This window comes from Loktanella sp. M215 (assembly GCF_021735925.1).
In the GTDB taxonomy this organism is placed as follows: domain Bacteria; phylum Pseudomonadota; class Alphaproteobacteria; order Rhodobacterales; family Rhodobacteraceae; genus Loktanella.
Map to the genome: position 1 here is coordinate 1,353,772 of NZ_WMEA01000001.1, position 17,325 is coordinate 1,371,096.

A 17,325-nucleotide genomic window follows, 5' to 3' on the forward strand; every position below is an offset into this window, starting at 1 on the left:
CTGAGCAACGCCGTCAGGACGCCTTGCGCGTCTTGGCGGCGCGGGGCGTCATGCCGATGTGATGTTTCAGGATGTGACGATAGAGGCCGATCCCAAGGCGCGACATCTGACCCGACTGCTCTGTCCCGTCCAGCGTGCCAAAGCCGCGGATATCGCGGTCCTTGCGGGCGATGCGGAAACCGGCGCCGATCTCTGACATCTCGCAAAAGGCCGTCAAGCGGTCGGCGGCTTCGCCGGGTGTGTCGAGGTCGATGCCGGTCATCAGCAGCATGTGGGCGGGCAGTTGGCTGCGTCCGATCCGGCCACGCAACTGGTGCAGTTGCGACAGGCCGAACCGGTCGGCGTTCCAGACAGCCATCGTGTTAGCGCGGCCATTGTCCAGACCGCTTTCGATGATCGAAGTCGACAGTAGCACGTCGACATCGCCGTCCATGAAGGACAGCATCGCGGCGGCCATCTCCTCGTCGGGCATCTGGGCGTGGGCGATGGTATAGGTAAAGCCGACCTTGCGCGTTTTCAGGATCGCATCCAGTTCGGTGACACCGGCGACGCGGGGGCAGACGATGTAGGATTGGCCGTCGCGTGCGGTCTCAGTCTCGACCGCCTGCAGCACGGCGTCGACATCGCGGGCGCACAGCCGTGTTTCGACGGGCCTGCGGTTCTTGGGGGCAGTCGCCACGACGGACACATCGACAAGTCCAACCTCTGCCGCCGCCAGCGACCGCGGGATCGGCGTGGCGGTCATGCTGAGGACATGCACGCCGGGCGCGAGATGGCGGAGCTGGGTCTTCTGTTCTTCGCCGAACTTCTGTTCCTCGTCGATGATGACAAGCGCAAGTGCGGCAAAGGTGATGGCATCGTCCAGCAGCGCCTGCGTGCCGATGACGACAGCGATGGCGCCACTGTTCAGGCCGTCGAGGGTGGCCGCGCGATCCTCGGCCGTGGTCAGGCGGGAAAGTTCGGCCACCTTGATACCGTGGTCTTCAAGCCTGGTGCGGAAGGTGTTGAAGTGCTGGCGCGCGAGCACTGTGGTCGGGGCTGCGACGATAACCTGATGGCCGCTCAGCGCCGCTGCGGCGGCGGCTCGCACCGCAACCTCGGTCTTGCCAAAGCCCACATCGCCCACCAGCAGACGGTCCATCGGCGTCGTCTGTCCCATATCCTGCAACACCGCCCGGATGGCGCGGTCCTGATCCTTGGTGGGTTTGTGGGCAAAGTCGGCCTCGACGGCGCCGTAAGCCTTGGCCTTCGGTTTCAGGGGCACGGCGTCCGTTGACCGCCGTGCTTCGTCGATCTCGATCATGCGGTCGGCGCTTTCGCGCAGTTCCATGATCATCTCGTCGCGCCGCTTCAGCCAGTCGCCGGCCTTTAGCCGATCGAGGGTCAGGCTGTCGGCCGGCGCGCCGAAACGCCAGAAATCCTCGCCCTCGCGCGCGGGCAGCATCAGCTTGCCGCCATCGCGGTACATGAAGGTGGTCAGGGTCTGGTCGACGTCGCCAATGTCGCAGTCCATGCGACCGTCATAGCGCGCCAGCCCGTGTTCGAAATGCACGACGGCATCTCCGGGTTCCAGCGCGTCCTCGCCGAACAGCAGGTCGTGGTCCCTGTAATTGAGGTGTGAAAGCGCCATGTGGTCCATCCCGTTTGCAGCTGTGCGGTTGAACGCCGGGCGGATTATTTTGATCCCTGTCATGCCACCGCATCGGCGGCTGACTGCGGGTCAGTCAAACGGCTTGTAGATTATGCGCAGTTTCGGCGGCCCTGCGGTGGCGCGACGGCCCCCGTCTCGCGTCCCGCGCCAGCATGGATGGGATCAGCCTTCGTCCAGAACACGCTCTGTCGGGTTGCAGACCTGCATGGAGATGTCGAGGTAGGCGTTCAGAACGCCTCGAACGTCGTGAAAGTCGATGATCTGCTCTGCCATGCGGGTGCGGATGTGGTTTTCGACAAGCTGTGCCGCGTGGACCAGATCATCCAGTCCGATCGCGGTGGCGGACCCGATGACCCGGCGCAGAATCGCTGCGGCATCGCGCATCGCGTCAATGGCTTCGCCGGGATAGCTTGACCGGTCCAGCAGCACCTCGAGTTCGTCATGCCGCGTCCAGTAGATTTGCAGGAACCGCTGTCGGACGTCGCCGGTCGCGGGGGGACCTGCGCGGTGCGCCGTCGGTCGCGGCGCCGGTGTGGTGGCTTGCAGTGCTGCTGTCGTCATCGTGCTGACCCTCGATCTTGGTCCTGCGCCGGATCGTGTCGTCCGGTGTTCCTGCCACGAGAGATGTAAGGTTAATATGGCAGGACTTTGGCGCAGGCGGACGCGGGCAAGGCATCTTACCGACGCTGCTGCAGGGTCAGTAAAGGCCCTGAATTTCCAGCGGCAGCTGACGGACTTCCTGTTCACGCAGGATCGTGCGCGGGACGCCCGTCGCGTCGGCCTGACGCAGCCGGTTCATCCGGTTGGTGGCGGCGGCCTGAATGTCGGCGCGGTCGCGCAGGATTGTCGGGCGCAGGAAGACAAAGAGCGTGCGGCGGCTTTCGCTGGCGTTGCGGGACTTGAAGAGGTTTCCGAGAACGGGGATGTCGCCCAGACCCGGCACCTTCTGTTCGCTGTTCAGGCGGTCGTCGGTAATCAGGCCGCCCAGCACGACGGTTCCGCCGTTGTCGGCCATGACGGTCGTGTTGATGACGCGCCGGTTGGTGACCAGATCGGCGGCCCCTTCGACATTGCCGTTGACCAGAGAGCTGATCTCCTGCTCGATCACCAGCTGCACGACACCGCCCGCGGTGATCCGCGGCACCACGTTCATCGTGATGCCGACATCCTGCCGTTCGATGGTGGTGAAGGGCGTCAGCGTGTTGCCATCGGTGGCAAAGCTGCCGGTGCGGAACGGCACGTTCTGGCCCACGACGATGGTGGCGGGTTCGTTATCCAGCGTGGTCACCGACGGCGTGGACAGCAGCCGCGCGCGGCTGGAATTCGACAGCGCCTGCACCAGCAGGCCAAAGTCGTTGTTGCTGGCGGCCAAGGTGGCACCGGTGGACAGCGCGACAGAGGCTGGCGCACCGACGGCGGCCAGCACGCCCTGCAACGACACGCCGCCATTGCTGAACGACGACGCACCCAGTGCGCCCTGCGCCTGTGTGGTGCCAAAGCCCAGCTGCGCACCCAGTCGTTCGGCCACGTCGCCGGACACCTCGACGATGGCGGCTTCGATCATCACCTGCGGGCGGCGCTTGTCGAGCGTGTGGATCAACTGCCCGATCTCGGCCACCTGAGCGGATGTGCCGCGCACGATGATGGCGTTCGTCTCGATCGACGGCGTGATCGTGACGGCGGGGACGGCGGTCGGCTGGCGGCTGACGGGGGTAAAGACGCCGGCGACCGGGTCGCCGTTTTCGTCCACCGCGGTCGTGTCTGCGGCGGCGCCCACGTCGGCGGCAATCGGGTTCGTGATGCTTGTGGCGTCGCCCACGGTGCCGCGGATGATGTCCGCGATGATCGCCGCGTCGCCGTATTGCAGGGCAAAGACGCTGGTCGAAACCTGTGCGCCCGGCGCCTCTGGCGGGCGCACGTCCATGGCCTGTGCCAGTTGGCGAATTTCCTCGATGTCCGCTGGCGAGCCGCGCACCAGCAGCAGGTTCGCCCCCGCATCGACGCTGAGCCGTGCGCCGGTCCCGGCGGGGCCAAGCACGTCGAGGATCGCCTGCCCGACGGAAGAGGCGTCGGCGGCACGGAAGCGGATCACCTCTGCCCGGACCTGCGCGTCGCCGTCGAAGGCATTGGCGATCTGCATGATGCGGTCGACGTTGGCGCGGGTGTCGGTGATGATGATCGCGTTGGGATCCTCCACCGCTTCAAGATAGCCGCTTTCGGCCACGAGGGGCCGCAAGACGCGCACCGCCTCGGCCGAGGGCAGGCGGTCGAGGCGCAGCATCTCGGTCACGACGTCCTGCGCGCCGACGGGCGTGTTGTCGCCGGGGCCGCTAACGGTGCGCTGCTCCGCTTCCGGCACGACCTGCCAGACGGTGCCGGACTGCACGGCGACAAAGCCGCGCGCGCGCAGGATCGACTGGAACAGGGACCAGACGCCGACGGCGTCCAGCGCCTCGGCGGACACAACGGTCACATTGCCTGTCAGGGCGGGGTCGAGGATCAGCGTACGCTTGGTGATGTCGGAAATCTGTTCCGCCAGCACCGAGATATCGGCGTCGCGCAGGTTGATCGTATAGGTATCCGTCTGCGCCCGCAGTGACGTGACCGTCAGCGACACGATGAGTGCGCAGGATGCAAGAAGGCGCATCATTGCAGCGGAAACGACAGGGTCATGGTGCGGCCATCGCGTTCGACCTCAATCCGGGCCATGCCCGAATTGGCGACCTCGTCATAGAGGGCGCGGTCGCTGTCGACATTGCCGACGGGCTGGCCGTTTACCGTTTTCACCAGATCTCCTGCCTGTAGTCCTGCGCGGGTAACTCCGCTGTCGTGATTTTCAGCAATGGTATAGCCATTATCGCCAGCCACCAAACCAATTTCGTCCAAGACCTGTTTGGGATTTGCCGTGATACGCGCGCGCCACAGGTCGATGTAGTCCTGCGTCGTGACAGGCGGCGGCAGTGCGGCGTCGGGTTCGGTGTAGTCCTCGGTCGCGGGCGCGGCCGAGATTGCGGCCAGCAGGTCCGCCGGGCTGGGGGTCGTCGCGGGTGCGATGACCCCTTCATCCAGGGTCACCGGATCAGCGTTCGGAAAGCCGAGGATCACGCGCTCTGCTCCGACCAGCAGGACGACGTGGTCGGCGTTGACCCGGTCGAGGATGGCAGTGTCGCCAATCTTGTTGCCGGTCCGAAAGTTTGCGGGCGTGCCGTCCGCGGCGATCAGGGCCATCGATTCGGCCGGATCGTCGCGCAGGACGATGCCCAGCAACGTCAAGTCCGAAGGTGCTGCCGCCGCCGTCTGCGGCGCCGCGACAGCGCTGCTGCCAAAGGGCGCAAGGGTCAGGATCGGGCCAATGTCGGGGGGCGCTGGCGGTGTGACGGCGGCGACAGCAACAGGCGCGGCCGCGGGCAGGGCCGTCGTCTGGCCGCGCAGATGCCATGTCAACGGCGCTGCGGCTACCGCAAGCGACCCCAGAACCAGAACGGCCACGCCGCCCTGAAGGATCTTGCCCAGCGAAACACGCATCATTCCGGACCTGCCAATCGGTAACCGGTTGCAAGATACAGGACAGCGTCGACGCTGTCACCCGGGACAGAGACCGAGACGGTGAGCGACTGCAAATCCGCGCCGTCCACGTCCGCCACATCCAGTCCGACGGAAAAGCGGCGTCCCAGCATCGTGATCTCTGCCTCTGGCGTATCGCCCAATCCGGCCAGAGCCAAAGCGTAATCCGCGGTCCAGCGGGCAGCGGTCCGGTCGGTCAGGGCGCTGATCCGCGCGGAATGGCCCTCGGTCGCGGTCAGCAGCGAGACGGCGCCGAGCGCCAGCACGGCCATCGCCACTAGCGCCTCGATCAGGGTGAAGCCTGCCTGCGGTGCGCGTTGCGTCATGACGCGGGTGCCAGTCGCTGGGCGTTGACGCCGTCGAACTGGACGCGGACGTCCGAGATTTGGCCGCCGCGCAGGGTCACGACCAGCGGCTGGCCGGTTTCTGGCAGCAGATCGGCGGTGACGACGAAGCGGCCGTCCGATTCGCCCTGCGACAGATCCACGCCGCCGGCCATGGGATGCGGGTCGCCCAATAGGCTGACCGGGTGCGGCACCCATCCGTCCGGGCCCGGCACTTCGAACCGGTATCCCTGCGGGTCCCAGACGAACGCCACCGGCGCGCCGGTCAGCAAGGCCTCGTCGGCGGCGCGGTTCAGGCGCGCGGTCAGCAGATCGGTCTCTCGGCCCACGGCGTCGCCACGGTCCGCAGGACCCAGCGACAGGCCGACGGCCCCGGCCATGACGCCGATCAGGACCAGCACGACAAGCACCTCGACCAAGGTGACGCCAGCCTTGCCCCTGCGTGGCGCGCGCGCGGCCCTCAATTGCCGGCGGTCGCCTGGCCGTGGGCGATATCCGCCGCAGGCCCGTCGCCCCCCGGCGCGCCATCCGCCCCCAGCGTCACGAGGTCGAAGCCGCCGGTGTCACCCGGCGAGCGATAGAGATAGCCATTGCCCCAAGGATCGACCGGCAGTTGCGCCAGATAGCCGCCGGCGACCCAGTTGCGCGGTTCCGGCGGGCTGGTTGGACGGGTGACCAGCGCCTCCAGCCCCTGCGAGGTCGTGGGATAGGTCTGGTTGTCCAGACGGTAGAGTTCCAGCGCCGATCCGATGGCACGGATGTCGGTCTGGGCGACGGCGACGCGGGCCTCGTCCGGGCGACCGATGACGTTCGGCACGATGATCGCGGCCACCAGCGCGATGATGACGAGCACGACCATCATCTCGATCAAGGTGACGCCGGCATCGGGCGCGCGACGTTTGGCCGGGCGGGGACGCAGCGGACGCAGCAGGGGCATGAAACTGTTTTCCTTTCGCCAGCGTGGCTCGTATGATCATAGCAAGTCTACAGGGTGGGTGAAAAGGAAATAATTCGTGATACCACAAGGGGTTAGCGTCGATCAGGCGGGCTTTGCGGCCCCTGAAGGCGTGTCTGATCCCCAGTTGAATCTCACGACGACGCCAGAGGTTGCCCGCCCCGGCGGCGAGGCCTTGCAAAGGCGTCTGACCGAGGTGTTGCGCGACGGTGTACCGCGCCCGTTTCTGCTGGCCGCAGAGCAGGTGGGCAGTACCCTGATCGTCCTGCCCCGCAGCAGTGCCCGTCAACGCGCGGCGATGCTGACCTTTGCCGCAGAAGACCGGATTGCCGCCTCTGTCGACCGGACCCGCGTGGCGCCGGGACCGGTCGTGGCCAGTGCCGGTGCGCCGCAGCTGGCCTTTATCGTCGACCGTGGCGTGCTGGATGCCTGTCCGGTGGCAGCCGACCGCATCCTGCCGGAATACCTTCTGATCCCCCGCCCGGCAGAGGGGTGGGCGGTGTGGCGCGACGCGGACCGCTGTGTCGTGCGCGCCGCCGACGGGACGGGTTTTGCGGCCTCTGCCGCCATGTTGCCTTTGCTGTGGACGCGCGCGGGGCAGCCTGCTGTGGCGTCTTTGGGTGATCCCCTGCCCACGAGTGTGGCATCGGTGCCCGCGATCCCCGCGCCGCCCGATCTGGTTGAACTGGCTTACGGGCTGCCGCGGGTGCGCCCGGGCGATGCGGCGCGGACGTGGCGGCCTGTCATGGTCGTGGCAGGCGTGCTGGCGCTGGGGCTGATGGCGCATCTGGCCGTGCTTGCCGCCGATGTCGCAGCCCTGTCGCGGATCGCGGACCGTGCGAAGGTGACGGCGCAGGCGGCCATGGCCGGCCCCTTGCCGGGGATTGCGGTGACGTCTGACGTGGGGCCGATCCTGGCGCGCCTCGCCCCGACCGTGGCGGCCCCGCAGGGGAGCGCGCTGCTGCCCTTGTTGTCCGACGTGTCCCTGGCGCTGAGCGATGCCGGGGCTGCCGCCAGCTTTCGCCGGCTGGCGTGGGGTGCGGCAGGGAATGAACTGGTCGTGCTGGTGCAGGCCGCCGATCTGGATGGCCTTCAGGCGGTCGAACGGGGCTTGAGCGAACGCGGCTTTGCCGTCCGGCCGGGTGCGGCCAGCGCGGGCGATGGCGGGGCAGAGGCGGAAATGCGGATCAGCAGGGCGTCGTCATGATGGGCTGGTTCACGAACCTGTCGCTGCGAGAGCGGGTGCTGATTGCCGGGGCCGCGCCGCTGGTCGTGCTGCTGATCGCATGGCAATTCGTCTGGCAGCCGTTGCAGACCCACCGTGCCGCATTGGCGGAGGAGATTGCGGCCTACCGCCTGATCACGCAGGCGGCCTTGGCCCGCGCCGCCGATCCGGCGCCTGCGCTAGCGCCGCCGCCCGTCGTGCCGATTGCGACCCGTGTGACGCAAAGCGCCGACAGCGCGGGGCTGCAACTGCGCCGCCTTGCACCGGAATCGGACGGGTTGCGGGTCACTCTGGAAGATGCCGGTTTTGCCGCGATGGTCCTGTGGATCGCCGATCTGGAGGTCGCGCAGCGCGTGCGTGTCGCGGCGATCGAGGTGGACCGCCGGCCCGCGCCCGGCGTCGTTTCGGCCCGGATCCTGCTGGAGGATGCCCGATGAGCGAGACCCTGCTGCGCGCGCCGCGCCTGACCTACGGCTTTGCCCAGACCCACGGCGTCGTTCTGGCGCCGGACGACGGTGCGGTCTGCCTGTGCCGGGCCGACGCCCCCGTCAGCGCGCTGATGGAGGCGCAGCGCATCGCAGGTGTGCCGCTGACCTTTACCGAGATCACGCCGGCCGCCTTCGAGGCCGCCCTCGGCGTGGCCTACCGCGATTCGGCGTCAGAGGCCGCACAGGTGGCCGCGGATGCGGATGACAGCCTCGCCTCGCTGGCGGATTCCGCCTCTGTCGACGACCTGCTGGCGCAGAACGACGACGCGCCGGTGGTCCGCCTGATCAACGCGCTGCTGCTGGAGGCGGTGAAGGAAGGTGCCTCGGACGTGCATATCGAGACGGAAGAGCGTCGCCTGCTGGTCCGCTTCCGCATTGATGGGGTCCTGCGCGAGGTGATCAGCCCGAAGCGCGCGCTGGCGCCGCTGCTGGTCAGCCGGATCAAGGTGATGGGCAAGCTCGATATCGCCGAAAAGCGTCTGCCGCAGGATGGTCGCGTGTCCTTGCGCGTCGGCGGCTACGATCTGGACGTGCGGATTTCGACGATCCCCAGTCAGTTCGGCGAACGCGTCGTGCTGCGCCTTCTGGACCGGGGCCAGACCCTGCGCGGGATCGACCATCTGGGCCTGTCGGAGGCCGACAACGCGCGGCTGAAACGCATCCTCGCGCGGCCCGACGGCATGGTGCTGGTGACGGGGCCGACGGGGTCGGGCAAGACGACGACGCTGTATGCGGGTCTCGACATGCTGAACGACCGGCAGCGCAACATCATGACGGTCGAGGACCCGATCGAATACACGATGGACGGCGTGGGGCAGATGCAGGTGAACGCCAAGACCGACCTGACCTTTGCCCGCGGGTTGCGCGCGATCCTGCGGCAGGACCCTGACGTCATCATGGTGGGCGAAATCCGCGACCGCGAGACGGCGCAGATCGCGGTGGAAAGTGCGATGACCGGGCACCTCGTGATCTCGACCCTGCATACGAACACCGCCATTGGTGCTGTGTCGCGGCTGGTGGAGATGGGGGTCGAGCGGTTCCTGCTGGCGCCGATGCTGCGCGGCCTGATCGCGCAGCGGCTGGTCCGTCAGACCTGCCCGGAGTGCACGGCGGATCACGCTCTGACCGAGGCGGAAAGCGCGCTGCTGTCGGGGCTGGTCCCGGCCGGAGAGGTCGTGCAGATCGGGCAGGGCTGCGACACCTGCCACGGATCGGGCTATCGCGGGCGGCTGCCGCTGTACGAGGTGATCGAGGTCGATACGGCGCTGGAACGGATGCTGCATGACGGGGGGGCCGAGGCTGACCTGATCGCCGCCGCCCGGACGCGCGGCACCGGTATCCTGCAGGACGGTATTGCCAAGATGCGGGCAGGGCTGACCGGCCCGCAGGAAATCGCCCGCGCCGTGCACGAGGACGCGCGGCCGGAGGTCGAGGGCTAGATGGCCGCCTTCGCCTATTCCGCCGTCGATCCGGCGGGCAAGACGACCAAGGGGATCGTCGAGGCCGGCAACGCCGCTGCCGCCCGCGCGGCCCTGCGCGCGCGCCAGTTGATGCCCGTCTCGGTCGAGCCGACGACGGCACGGCGCGGTGCGCCAGCGGTCCGCCGCAAGGCCGTGCCGATCCGCGCGCTGACGCTGGTGACCCGGCAGTTGGCGACGCTGATCGGGTCCGGCATCTCGGTCGAGCAATCCTTAAAGACTGTGGCTGATCAGTCCGACAAGCCCGCCGTATCGACCCTGCTCCTGAACTTGCGGTCGTCCGTACTGGACGGCCGCAGCTTCGCGCAGGCGTTGGGCGATTATCCGCAGACCTTCGGCGACTACTACCGCGCCTCTGTCGCGGCGGGCGAGAGTTCGGGGCAGCTGGGTCGCGTCATGGACCTGCTGTCGGGTTTCGTCGAAACGCGGGCCAAGAACCGGCAGACGGTGCAACTGGCACTGCTTTACCCTGCCATCCTCGCGGTCGTGTCGCTGGCGGTGATCGTGTCACTGCTGACTTTCGTGGTGCCTGACATCGTGCGGGTCTTCACCTCGCGCGGGGCGGAATTGCCGTTTCTGACGCGCGCCCTGATCGCGGTGTCGGATTTTATCAACCAGTGGGGGCTGGTGACCTTGGCCGGGGTCGTGGCGGCTGTCTTTGCCACGGGGGCTGTCCTGCGCCGCCCGGCGGTCAGGATGCGCTGGCACCGGTTCCTGGCCCGCGCACCGGTCAGCCGCAGCTTTGTCCTCAAATCCAACGCGGCGCAGTTCGCGGGCACGCTGTCGACCCTGACCGTCAGCCAGGTCCCTTTGACCGACGCGCTGGAGGCGGCGGCCCAGACGGTGCCGAACCTGTACATCCGGCAAAGCGTGCAGGCCGCCAGCGCCCGCGTCCGTGAAGGCACCGCCTTGTCGCGCGCGCTGGCCGATGCCAATGTCTTTCCCCCGATGCTGATCGCAATGGTGGCGAGCGGCGAGGCGGGTGGCGTGCTGGGTGCCACGCTTACCCGCGCGGCGGACGATCAGGCGCGCGATCTCAATGCGCTGGTGGCTGCACTGGTGGCGCTGGTGGAACCGGCCGTGCTGCTGCTGATGGGGGGCATCGTGATGCTGCTGGTCCTGTCGATCCTGCTGCCGATCGTGAATCTGAACAACCTCGTCAACTGACCCGTCAGAACGGATAGTCGAGCGTGATCGGCGCACCGGTCGGCAGGCCGGGGATCAGCGCTGATCCTGCCGGGTGCAGGGTCAGGGTCAGGCGATGGTCGCCTTTTACCGATGCCTCTGCCAGCAGGGTATCGCCGGTGGTCAGCCGCCCGGTCGCGTCGTTGGACCGGGTGCCAAGCGTCAGCGTCATCGCCGGCACCGGGTCGATGCGGCCGTTGTTTTGGGTGCAATCGCCCGCCTCGACGTCGATGCGACCCTCGGCAGCGGCCCAGCTACGGGCGAGGGCGATGTAGGGCACATCGACGATGGCGCGGGTGTTGCATCCGGCGATCGCCAGACCGTCGGCCAGTGCCAGCAGGCCCGGCCCGGCCCGCCCGGTCACGTCGCGGGCCGAGATCGTCCAGGGTGTGACCCGCACGGTTCCCCGCAGCAGCGTGTCCGGCCCCTGCAGCGTCGCATCCGCCGCCAGCCGCAGGCCCAGCAGAGCGCCGGGGCGGTGATCCCAGTCGATCCGGTATCCGTCGATCAGATCGGCGCGACCCTGCCAGATCGTGCCATAAAGGGCTGTGACTTGGCGCGGCATCGTGGCAAGATCGGACAGGGCGCTGGCGGGCATCGTGGCCACCAGTGCCGCCAGATAGATCAGGGCGGTCAGACATGCCAATGCCAGCAGGGCCATCGCCCGCTTTACCCTTCGCAGGCGTGGCCCGTCGGCGGTTTCTGATGGGGCTGTGCGGAACATCTGCATTGGGCCTTCTTGGAGGGTGCGGCGCGATAGGCGGCGAACCGGCGTTGCCACCGGCGGGCACAATCGGCAAGGCGGCCTTTCTGGCGCCGCTGTCGGGACCGCAATCCTCAGTAGGTCAGATGATGCGCGCCGCTGCAAGCCTTGGTGGTAACGACATCGGTCCGGGCGCCGAAGTCGCCGTCTACGACTCTGGCGGGTCCGAAGAGCAGGCCGTTGCCGCAGCGCAAGCCGCCGTCGCGGGTGGGGCGCAGATGCTGCTGGGGCCGTTACTTTCGGGGCAAAGCCGGGCCGTTGCCGCGGCCGTCGGGCGAGTGCCTGTCGTGGCGCTGACGAATGACAGCACCGTGGCTGGCGGCAACCTGTTTGTCTTTGGCATCACACCGCTGCAGTCGGCCCGCGCCGTGATCGGCTTTGCCGCGACGCGCGGCAAGCGACGGGTTGGTGTCGTCGTGCCCTCGACCGCGTTCGGGCAGTTGCATGCGGCGGCGGCTGCCGCCGTCGGTGCGGGGGTCGGGGCGAGCGTGCTGGCGCCGGTCGTGACGGATACGGCGGCGGGTCTGGTCGACCGGTTGCGCAGCGATGGCACCCTGCCCGATGCCGTCTATCTGCCGGTGGTCGGCGGTGCCTTCACTGAACAGGCGGCGGTGCTGAAAGCGGCGGGCATACAGATTTTAGGGTCCGATCAGTGGTCGGCCATCATCCCCTACCGGACCCCGGCGTTGCTGGATGCCTGGTTCGCCGCACCCGATCCGATCCGCTACGAAGCCTTCGCGCTGGCCTTCGAGGAACAATCCGGCGGAGAGGCGGGCGTTCTGGCCGGCCTCGCCTTCGATGCTGTCGAGATGGCGCGCCTGCTGGGGCGTCTGGGGCAGCAAAACCGCGCGGGCCTGCTGCGCGACGGCGGCTTCGACGGCGTTCTGGGGCCATACCGTTTCACCGAAGGCGGCCAGTGCGACCGGGCGCTGGCGGTGCTGGGCGTGCAGCAGGGGGCGACCGTCCTGATCGGCGCCACTGGCGCATGACATCGCCCCGCCGGGCTTGCGTTGTTGCGCCCCGAAGGGCTTGCAATGTTGCGCCCCGAAGGGGCGACGCCGGACTGACACTGGTGGAAATGCTGGTGGCGCTGGTGCTGTTCGCGCTGGTAGGGCTTGCCTCCTTCACGACCTTGGACGCGATCATCCGGGTCCGTGACCGCACCGATGGACGGTTAGAGCAGATTGCCCGGATCGACCGCGCGCTGCAGCTGTTCAGCCGGGATCTGATCCAGTCCGCCGCAGGCGAAGTGTCACTGTCGGATGGCGTGTTGCGCGTTGGACGCCGCACGGGATCGCCGTTGTCGTGGCAGATGACCGACGGCGCGCTGGTGCGCAGTGTCGATGCGGTCGGCAGCGCAGGCGGAATGGATCAGACCCTGCTGCCCGATATCGCGACCGTGACGTTTCGCGTCCGCGACCTTGCGGGTGGCTGGTCGGATGTCTGGCCGGTGGCCGAGGATGGCCTGAATCCGGCCGGGGTCGAGATGGCAGTCGACCTTGGCCCGGATCAAGGTACGCTGTTGCGACTTGCGCCGGTGCCGCGAAAGGTGCCTGAAGACCGCCCCAGCGACGTGTTGTTCGGCGATGCGGCGACAGGCGATGCGGTGCCGGCAACGCAGCCATGAAGCGCGACAGCGGCATCATCCTCGTCAATGTGCTGGTGGCGCTGGCCCTTGGGGCGGCCTTGGTCGTGCTGATGTTCACGTCTCAGGATAACCTGATCGACCGCACACGGCGGGCTGCCGCCGCCAGTCAGGCCGAGGCGCTGGCGCTGGGTGGCGAAGCTTCGGTGGTGGACGCGCTTTACCGCGACATGATCGCGGCGCCCGAGACCGACAATTTCACCGAAAGCTGGGCCGCGATCCAGCAGGCGCCGGTGCAACTGGAAAGCGGCACATTCTCTGTGACGATCAGCGACGCGCAGGCGCTGTTCGACGTCAATCAACTGGCGGGGCAGATGGGCGGGTTGGCGCAGGTGCAGACGCTGGACCTGCTGTTGGCACAAGCCGGTCTGCCGCCACAGGTCGCGCAGAGCATCGTCCGGCAGTTGCAGGCGGACGGTCCGGTCCGCGATATCGCTGACCTGCGCGACCTTGACCCAACGGCGCGGGCAACGCTGGCCGGTCTGATCACGGCGCTGCCCTTGCCGGGGGCGGTCAACCTGAACACGGCGCCGGCCCCGGTTCTGGCTGCGGTGCTGGGCAACGCTGCGGCCGCGTCGCGGCTGGCGACGCTGCGCGACCGTCAGGGCTTTGTGACAGAGGCGGATCTGGCGGCGCTGGGCGGACTGGGGGTCAACGGGGCCGGTCTGACGTCCGACGTCTATGACGTGACCATCACGGCAGAGGTCGACGGAACCCCCGTGACCCTGACCAGTCGGGTGGTCCGCCTGCACGCCACGCCAGCACAGCGCGAAGTGATGGTGGTCGCACGGCGGTTTGGTCCCGTTCCACGGTAACGTTCGATCTTGCAATGCAGAAAGGCCGCCCCTGATGGGGCGGCCTTCGTTGTCGTGTCGGGGCGGTCCCACCTTCAGGGGTTGAACGGCTCGATCGTCGGGGTCTGCGTCAGGGTCACCGTATCCAGCGCCACCGGCGTCGCATTCGGATCGCGGTTGAACGCGTTGACGAAATCGCTGCCCAGGCTGGCAATCCCCTGGCTGACGACATTGCCGTTGGCATTGTCACAGGCGACCAGAAAGCCGGCGGCCAGAAGACCGAAAGCTGCGTTGCGCGTCATGTTCTGCGTGCGTGTCATATCCACTGATCCTTAGCTGCGGCTGCCGGGAAGCGGCGTGTTCAGGTAGGGGAACGCTGCAGGCAGTTCGCTGGGCTTGATCGGTGCAGCATCGGTGAACGGCAGGTTGCCGACAGGGGCGGTGGAGCTTGCACAGTACCCGAGGTTGATCAGGTCACTGCCGGTATCTTCGACAGCACCAGGCGCGCCCAGTTCAGCACCCAGCGGAACGGGCCAGCAGAGTGCGCCCATCACCACGCGCAGGGCGATGTCGACGGTGTCGTCAGCAGGACGACGGCCGTTCGGAAAGCCTGCAAGGTCTTCGGCCACGACACCGAACACGTTCTGGTTGGCCAGCGGCGTCGCCGGCACCGCGGTGTTCAGGCGCAACATTTCAGAAGGCACCACGTTGGCAGGTTGGTTGAAGCCTTTGAAGCCGGTCAGGAATGCGGCCACCAGATCGTTGCGCGGGAATTTCGACGGCGCGATGTTGCCTTTGGCGCCCAAGGCTTTGCGGAAGAGCGAGTCAAGCAATGCGGGCAGGGTCGGGTTGGTGACATAGGTTGCAAGAGCGCTGTCCTGTGTCGGCTCTGCCGCGTTGAACAGGTTCTTGTCACGCAGGCCGATGACCAGTTCGTTCACCAACGGTGCGGAGAGCCGGGACTGCTGGACCCAGGCACCGCCGAACTTTGCGTCCTGCTCGTAGGTGGGCGAGGGGTCTTCCAGCGAGCCCTGCGGCAGGCTGGCCGTCGTCCACGCACCGATGACGGGCTCCGAGCCTGCCGTGACGCAGCTGATCGGCACTTCCAGTGCGATCGAGGTCACGTTTGCCTTGCCGATCAGGTCGTCGTTGGCGCGCTGCTGCTGCATGCCGACGCCCTTGTAGGGATAGTTGCCGACGTTGTACTGCGGAAAGTTGTTGTTGTCCGCGCCCTGCAGCGGCACCAGATTGACGAGGTCAAAGACCTGGCCAAGGTTCACGGCGAAGGCTTCGGCGCGCTGGCCGACGAACACGCGGGCCTTGCCGTCGCAGCCGGGGATCGTGACGTTGTCATAGGCGAACTTGTTGGCGTAGGCCGCGTAGTTCGGCAGCGATTTCTGACCGATATTGTCGACCGGCTTGACGAAATTGCCGTTGCCGTTGCCGATCACCAACTGGGCCGACGTGCCGCTGCGACGGTCGCCGCGGATCACGTTGACGGTATAGCTTTCGGTTTCGTTCAGATTGGTTTTCGAGTCGTTTGCCGTGATCGGGCCGAAGTTGCGCAGCGGAATGGCAACCTTCTTGTCACCGATCATGAGTTCCTTGCCGAAACCCTTGTTGCTCAAGTCGTTGTTGAAGCTGAATTGGAAGGTCATGTCCTCGACAGCGTCGCCGTTGTTGTCGATGGAGATTTCATAGATCGCATTGGGATCCATGGTGAAATAATTCGGACCGCCGTAAGGCGCCTGAAGCGGCTGGTAATTGGCGATGAATGTCACGTAATTGCCGCGCGTCGGCTCGTAGCTGCGGAACATGTAGAAGTCCGTGCCATCAATCTTGGGTGTCTCGGTGATCGCGGGCGCCTCGCGGTGCGAGGATGCACCGGCCAGTGTTGCCGTCAGGCAGACGGCGGCGGCCGTCGTCCCCGTCAGCAGGTGTCTCATCGAAAATGTCATGACGTCATCCCTTCCCAGTTAAAACTTTTACTCTTGAACAGTGCAGATGACCGCGTGCTTCCCTCGGAACATCGGGCTACGCTTGGCAAACGGTAACTACTCTAACTGGGTAGACACGCTGCTTTGCGTTTCAGAGTTTCAAAAGATTTCAAATTAATGATCAGTTTGGGATTTATTGTTCTGTTCACATCCGTGGGGGGTGCAACGTTTCGCTGTCACCTGCCTTGCGAGGGTGTGGCCGCGGTGTCGATACGGACTGTCACCGACAGACCGGGGGCTAGATATTCCTGCTGGGTCTGACCGGGATCAAGCTCGATACGGACCGGCAGGCGCTGTGCGATCTTGGTGAAGTTGCCGGTCGCGTTGCTGCCCGACAGCAGGCTGAACTCTGACGCCGTGGCGGGAGAAAATTCTGCAATGTGACCAGTGAAGGCGCGGTCGCGCAGGGCGTCGACAGTGACCGTCGCGGTCTGACCCAATTGCATGCCGTAAAGCTCTGTTTCCTTGAAGTTCGCGATGACCCAGATATCCTGACCGACCAATGCCATCAGGGCGCTGCCGGCGCTGACGAACTGCCCCGCATGCACGCTGATCTGGCCCAGACGGCCGTCGACGGGGGCGCGGATCACGGTATTGTCCAGATCGATCTGCGCCAGTTCCACGGCGGCTTCGGCGCTGGTAATCCCGGCCTCCAGCGACTGGCGGTTGATGCGGGCGGCGGCGACGTCCTCGCGGCTGACCTCAATCTGGCTTTGCGCGGCTTCGACCGCGGAGGCCGCCTGCTGCCGGGTCAGATCCGCCGCGTCGGCGGTGCTGGCCGAGACCACGCCGCGGTCCTTGAGGGAGGCAACGCGGGTCCAGTTGGTATCCGCCGTCTCGACCGCGGCCTGCGCTGAATCGCGTACGGCTTCGCGTGCGTGCAGCGTCGCCTCGGCCGACCGGATCGACTGGTCGCCCGTGTCGAGCGTCGCCTTGGCTGTATTCAGGGCCGCCTGTGCCTGCGCCAGACGTTCCTGCGCCTGCCGGTCGTCGAGGCGGACCAGAACGTCGCCTTTTTGGACGGTCTGGAAATCCTGCGCCGCGACGGTGACGACGTGACCCGAGATCTGCGGCGCGATCGTCGTGACGGTGCCGCGCACGTTGGCGTTTTCGGTCGTGGCGACCGTGTTGGCGAAAGGCGGCAACTGCCACGCAAAGAGGACGACAAGGACGCCGATGCCGCCGATCAAGACGGCAAGCAGCGTTGGAAACAGGCGTTTGAGATGTAGCATTTTC

18 protein-coding genes are annotated in these 17,325 nt (G+C 66.8%); 7 read left to right on the forward strand and 11 right to left on the reverse strand.

What is annotated here, in order from left to right; genetic code table 11:
* Window positions 1–13: 13 nt before the first annotated feature.
* The 7 genes from GLR48_RS06585 to gspG all read right to left on the reverse strand — a co-directional run bounded on the left by GLR48_RS06585 (window position 14) and on the right by gspG (window position 6,496).
* Window positions 14–1,630 carry a helicase-related protein gene (locus tag GLR48_RS06585; protein ID WP_237059870.1) on the reverse strand — a complete coding sequence of 539 codons (1,617 nt, stop codon included), beginning with the start codon at window positions 1,628–1,630 and terminating at the stop codon, window positions 14–16.
* Window positions 1,631–1,813: 183 nt separating this feature from the next.
* Entirely contained in the window at window positions 1,814–2,212 is a 399-nt protein-coding gene (locus GLR48_RS06590) for a hypothetical protein (RefSeq protein WP_237059872.1), read from the reverse strand.
* A gap of 136 nt (window positions 2,213–2,348) precedes the next feature.
* A complete protein-coding gene (gene gspD / locus GLR48_RS06595) occupies window positions 2,349–4,301 on the reverse strand; it encodes a type II secretion system secretin GspD (protein ID WP_237059874.1) in 1,953 nt (650 codons plus the stop codon).
* A complete protein-coding gene (locus GLR48_RS06600; protein WP_237059876.1) occupies window positions 4,298–5,176 on the reverse strand; it encodes a type II secretion system protein N in 879 nt (292 codons plus the stop codon). The genes gspD and GLR48_RS06600 overlap by 4 nt, the downstream gene beginning before the upstream one ends.
* Complete coding sequence (gene gspI, locus GLR48_RS06605) at window positions 5,176–5,541, reverse strand: type II secretion system minor pseudopilin GspI (RefSeq protein ID WP_237059878.1); 366 nt, start codon at window positions 5,539–5,541, stop codon at window positions 5,176–5,178. Before gspI ends, GLR48_RS06600 begins: the two co-directional genes overlap by 1 nt.
* A complete protein-coding gene (locus tag GLR48_RS06610) occupies window positions 5,538–6,023 on the reverse strand; it encodes a prepilin-type N-terminal cleavage/methylation domain-containing protein (protein WP_272911377.1) in 486 nt (161 codons plus the stop codon). Before GLR48_RS06610 ends, gspI begins: the two co-directional genes overlap by 4 nt.
* Window positions 6,020–6,496 (reverse strand): type II secretion system major pseudopilin GspG, encoded by a 477-nt coding sequence (gene gspG / locus GLR48_RS06615; protein ID WP_237059887.1) that lies wholly within the window; start codon window positions 6,494–6,496, stop codon window positions 6,020–6,022. Before gspG ends, GLR48_RS06610 begins: the two co-directional genes overlap by 4 nt.
* Window positions 6,497–6,572: 76 nt before the next feature.
* On the opposite strand from gspG, the gene gspL reads away from it, so the two are divergent.
* The 4 genes from gspL to GLR48_RS06635 are packed head-to-tail and all read left to right on the forward strand — an operon-like array spanning window position 6,573 to window position 10,872.
* Window positions 6,573–7,721 carry a type II secretion system protein GspL gene (gene gspL / locus GLR48_RS06620; RefSeq protein WP_237059889.1) on the forward strand — a complete coding sequence of 383 codons (1,149 nt, stop codon included), beginning with the start codon at window positions 6,573–6,575 and terminating at the stop codon, window positions 7,719–7,721.
* Window positions 7,718–8,176: a type II secretion system protein GspM gene (gene gspM / locus GLR48_RS06625; RefSeq protein WP_237059891.1), complete on the forward strand. Its 459-nt coding sequence runs from the start codon at window positions 7,718–7,720 to the stop codon at window positions 8,174–8,176. Before gspL ends, gspM begins: the two co-directional genes overlap by 4 nt.
* Complete coding sequence (locus tag GLR48_RS06630) at window positions 8,173–9,666, forward strand: GspE/PulE family protein (RefSeq protein ID WP_237059893.1); 1,494 nt, start codon at window positions 8,173–8,175, stop codon at window positions 9,664–9,666. The genes gspM and GLR48_RS06630 overlap by 4 nt, the downstream gene beginning before the upstream one ends.
* Window positions 9,667–10,872: a type II secretion system F family protein gene (locus GLR48_RS06635; protein WP_237059895.1), complete on the forward strand. Its 1,206-nt coding sequence runs from the start codon at window positions 9,667–9,669 to the stop codon at window positions 10,870–10,872.
* A gap of 4 nt (window positions 10,873–10,876) precedes the next feature.
* Here the strand turns inward: GLR48_RS06635 and gspN are convergent, their stop codons facing one another.
* The gene (gene gspN, locus GLR48_RS06640; protein ID WP_237059897.1) at window positions 10,877–11,614 is read right to left on the reverse strand and encodes a type II secretion system protein N; all 738 of its coding nucleotides are present in this window, start codon (window positions 11,612–11,614) and stop codon (window positions 10,877–10,879) included.
* Between gspN and GLR48_RS06645 the strand changes: the two genes are divergently transcribed.
* Genes GLR48_RS06645 through GLR48_RS06655 form a run of 3 tightly spaced genes read left to right on the forward strand, consistent with a single transcriptional unit; the run spans window position 11,596 to window position 14,113 of the window.
* Window positions 11,596–12,642, forward strand: coding sequence for a penicillin-binding protein activator (locus tag GLR48_RS06645; RefSeq protein WP_272911378.1), 1,047 nt, complete (start codon window positions 11,596–11,598; stop codon window positions 12,640–12,642). The two genes, gspN and GLR48_RS06645, sit on opposite strands and share 19 nt — an antisense overlap.
* Window positions 12,639–13,280 carry a prepilin-type N-terminal cleavage/methylation domain-containing protein gene (locus GLR48_RS06650; protein WP_272911379.1) on the forward strand — a complete coding sequence of 214 codons (642 nt, stop codon included), beginning with the start codon at window positions 12,639–12,641 and terminating at the stop codon, window positions 13,278–13,280. The genes GLR48_RS06645 and GLR48_RS06650 overlap by 4 nt, the downstream gene beginning before the upstream one ends.
* Window positions 13,277–14,113: a type II secretion system protein GspK gene (locus GLR48_RS06655; RefSeq protein WP_237059901.1), complete on the forward strand. Its 837-nt coding sequence runs from the start codon at window positions 13,277–13,279 to the stop codon at window positions 14,111–14,113. The genes GLR48_RS06650 and GLR48_RS06655 overlap by 4 nt, the downstream gene beginning before the upstream one ends.
* A 74-nt stretch (window positions 14,114–14,187) precedes the next feature.
* Here GLR48_RS06655 and GLR48_RS06660 read toward each other — a convergent pair whose 3' ends face one another.
* The 3 genes from GLR48_RS06660 to GLR48_RS06670 form a co-directional block, all read right to left on the reverse strand.
* Window positions 14,188–14,412: a hypothetical protein gene (locus GLR48_RS06660; protein WP_237059903.1), complete on the reverse strand. Its 225-nt coding sequence runs from the start codon at window positions 14,410–14,412 to the stop codon at window positions 14,188–14,190.
* Between the two features lie 12 nt (window positions 14,413–14,424).
* The gene (locus GLR48_RS06665; protein WP_237059905.1) at window positions 14,425–16,050 is read right to left on the reverse strand and encodes a DUF4331 domain-containing protein; all 1,626 of its coding nucleotides are present in this window, start codon (window positions 16,048–16,050) and stop codon (window positions 14,425–14,427) included.
* Window positions 16,051–16,265: 215 nt separating this feature from the next.
* A complete protein-coding gene (locus GLR48_RS06670; protein ID WP_237059907.1) occupies window positions 16,266–17,321 on the reverse strand; it encodes an HlyD family secretion protein in 1,056 nt (351 codons plus the stop codon).
* Window positions 17,322–17,325 lie beyond the last annotated feature (4 nt).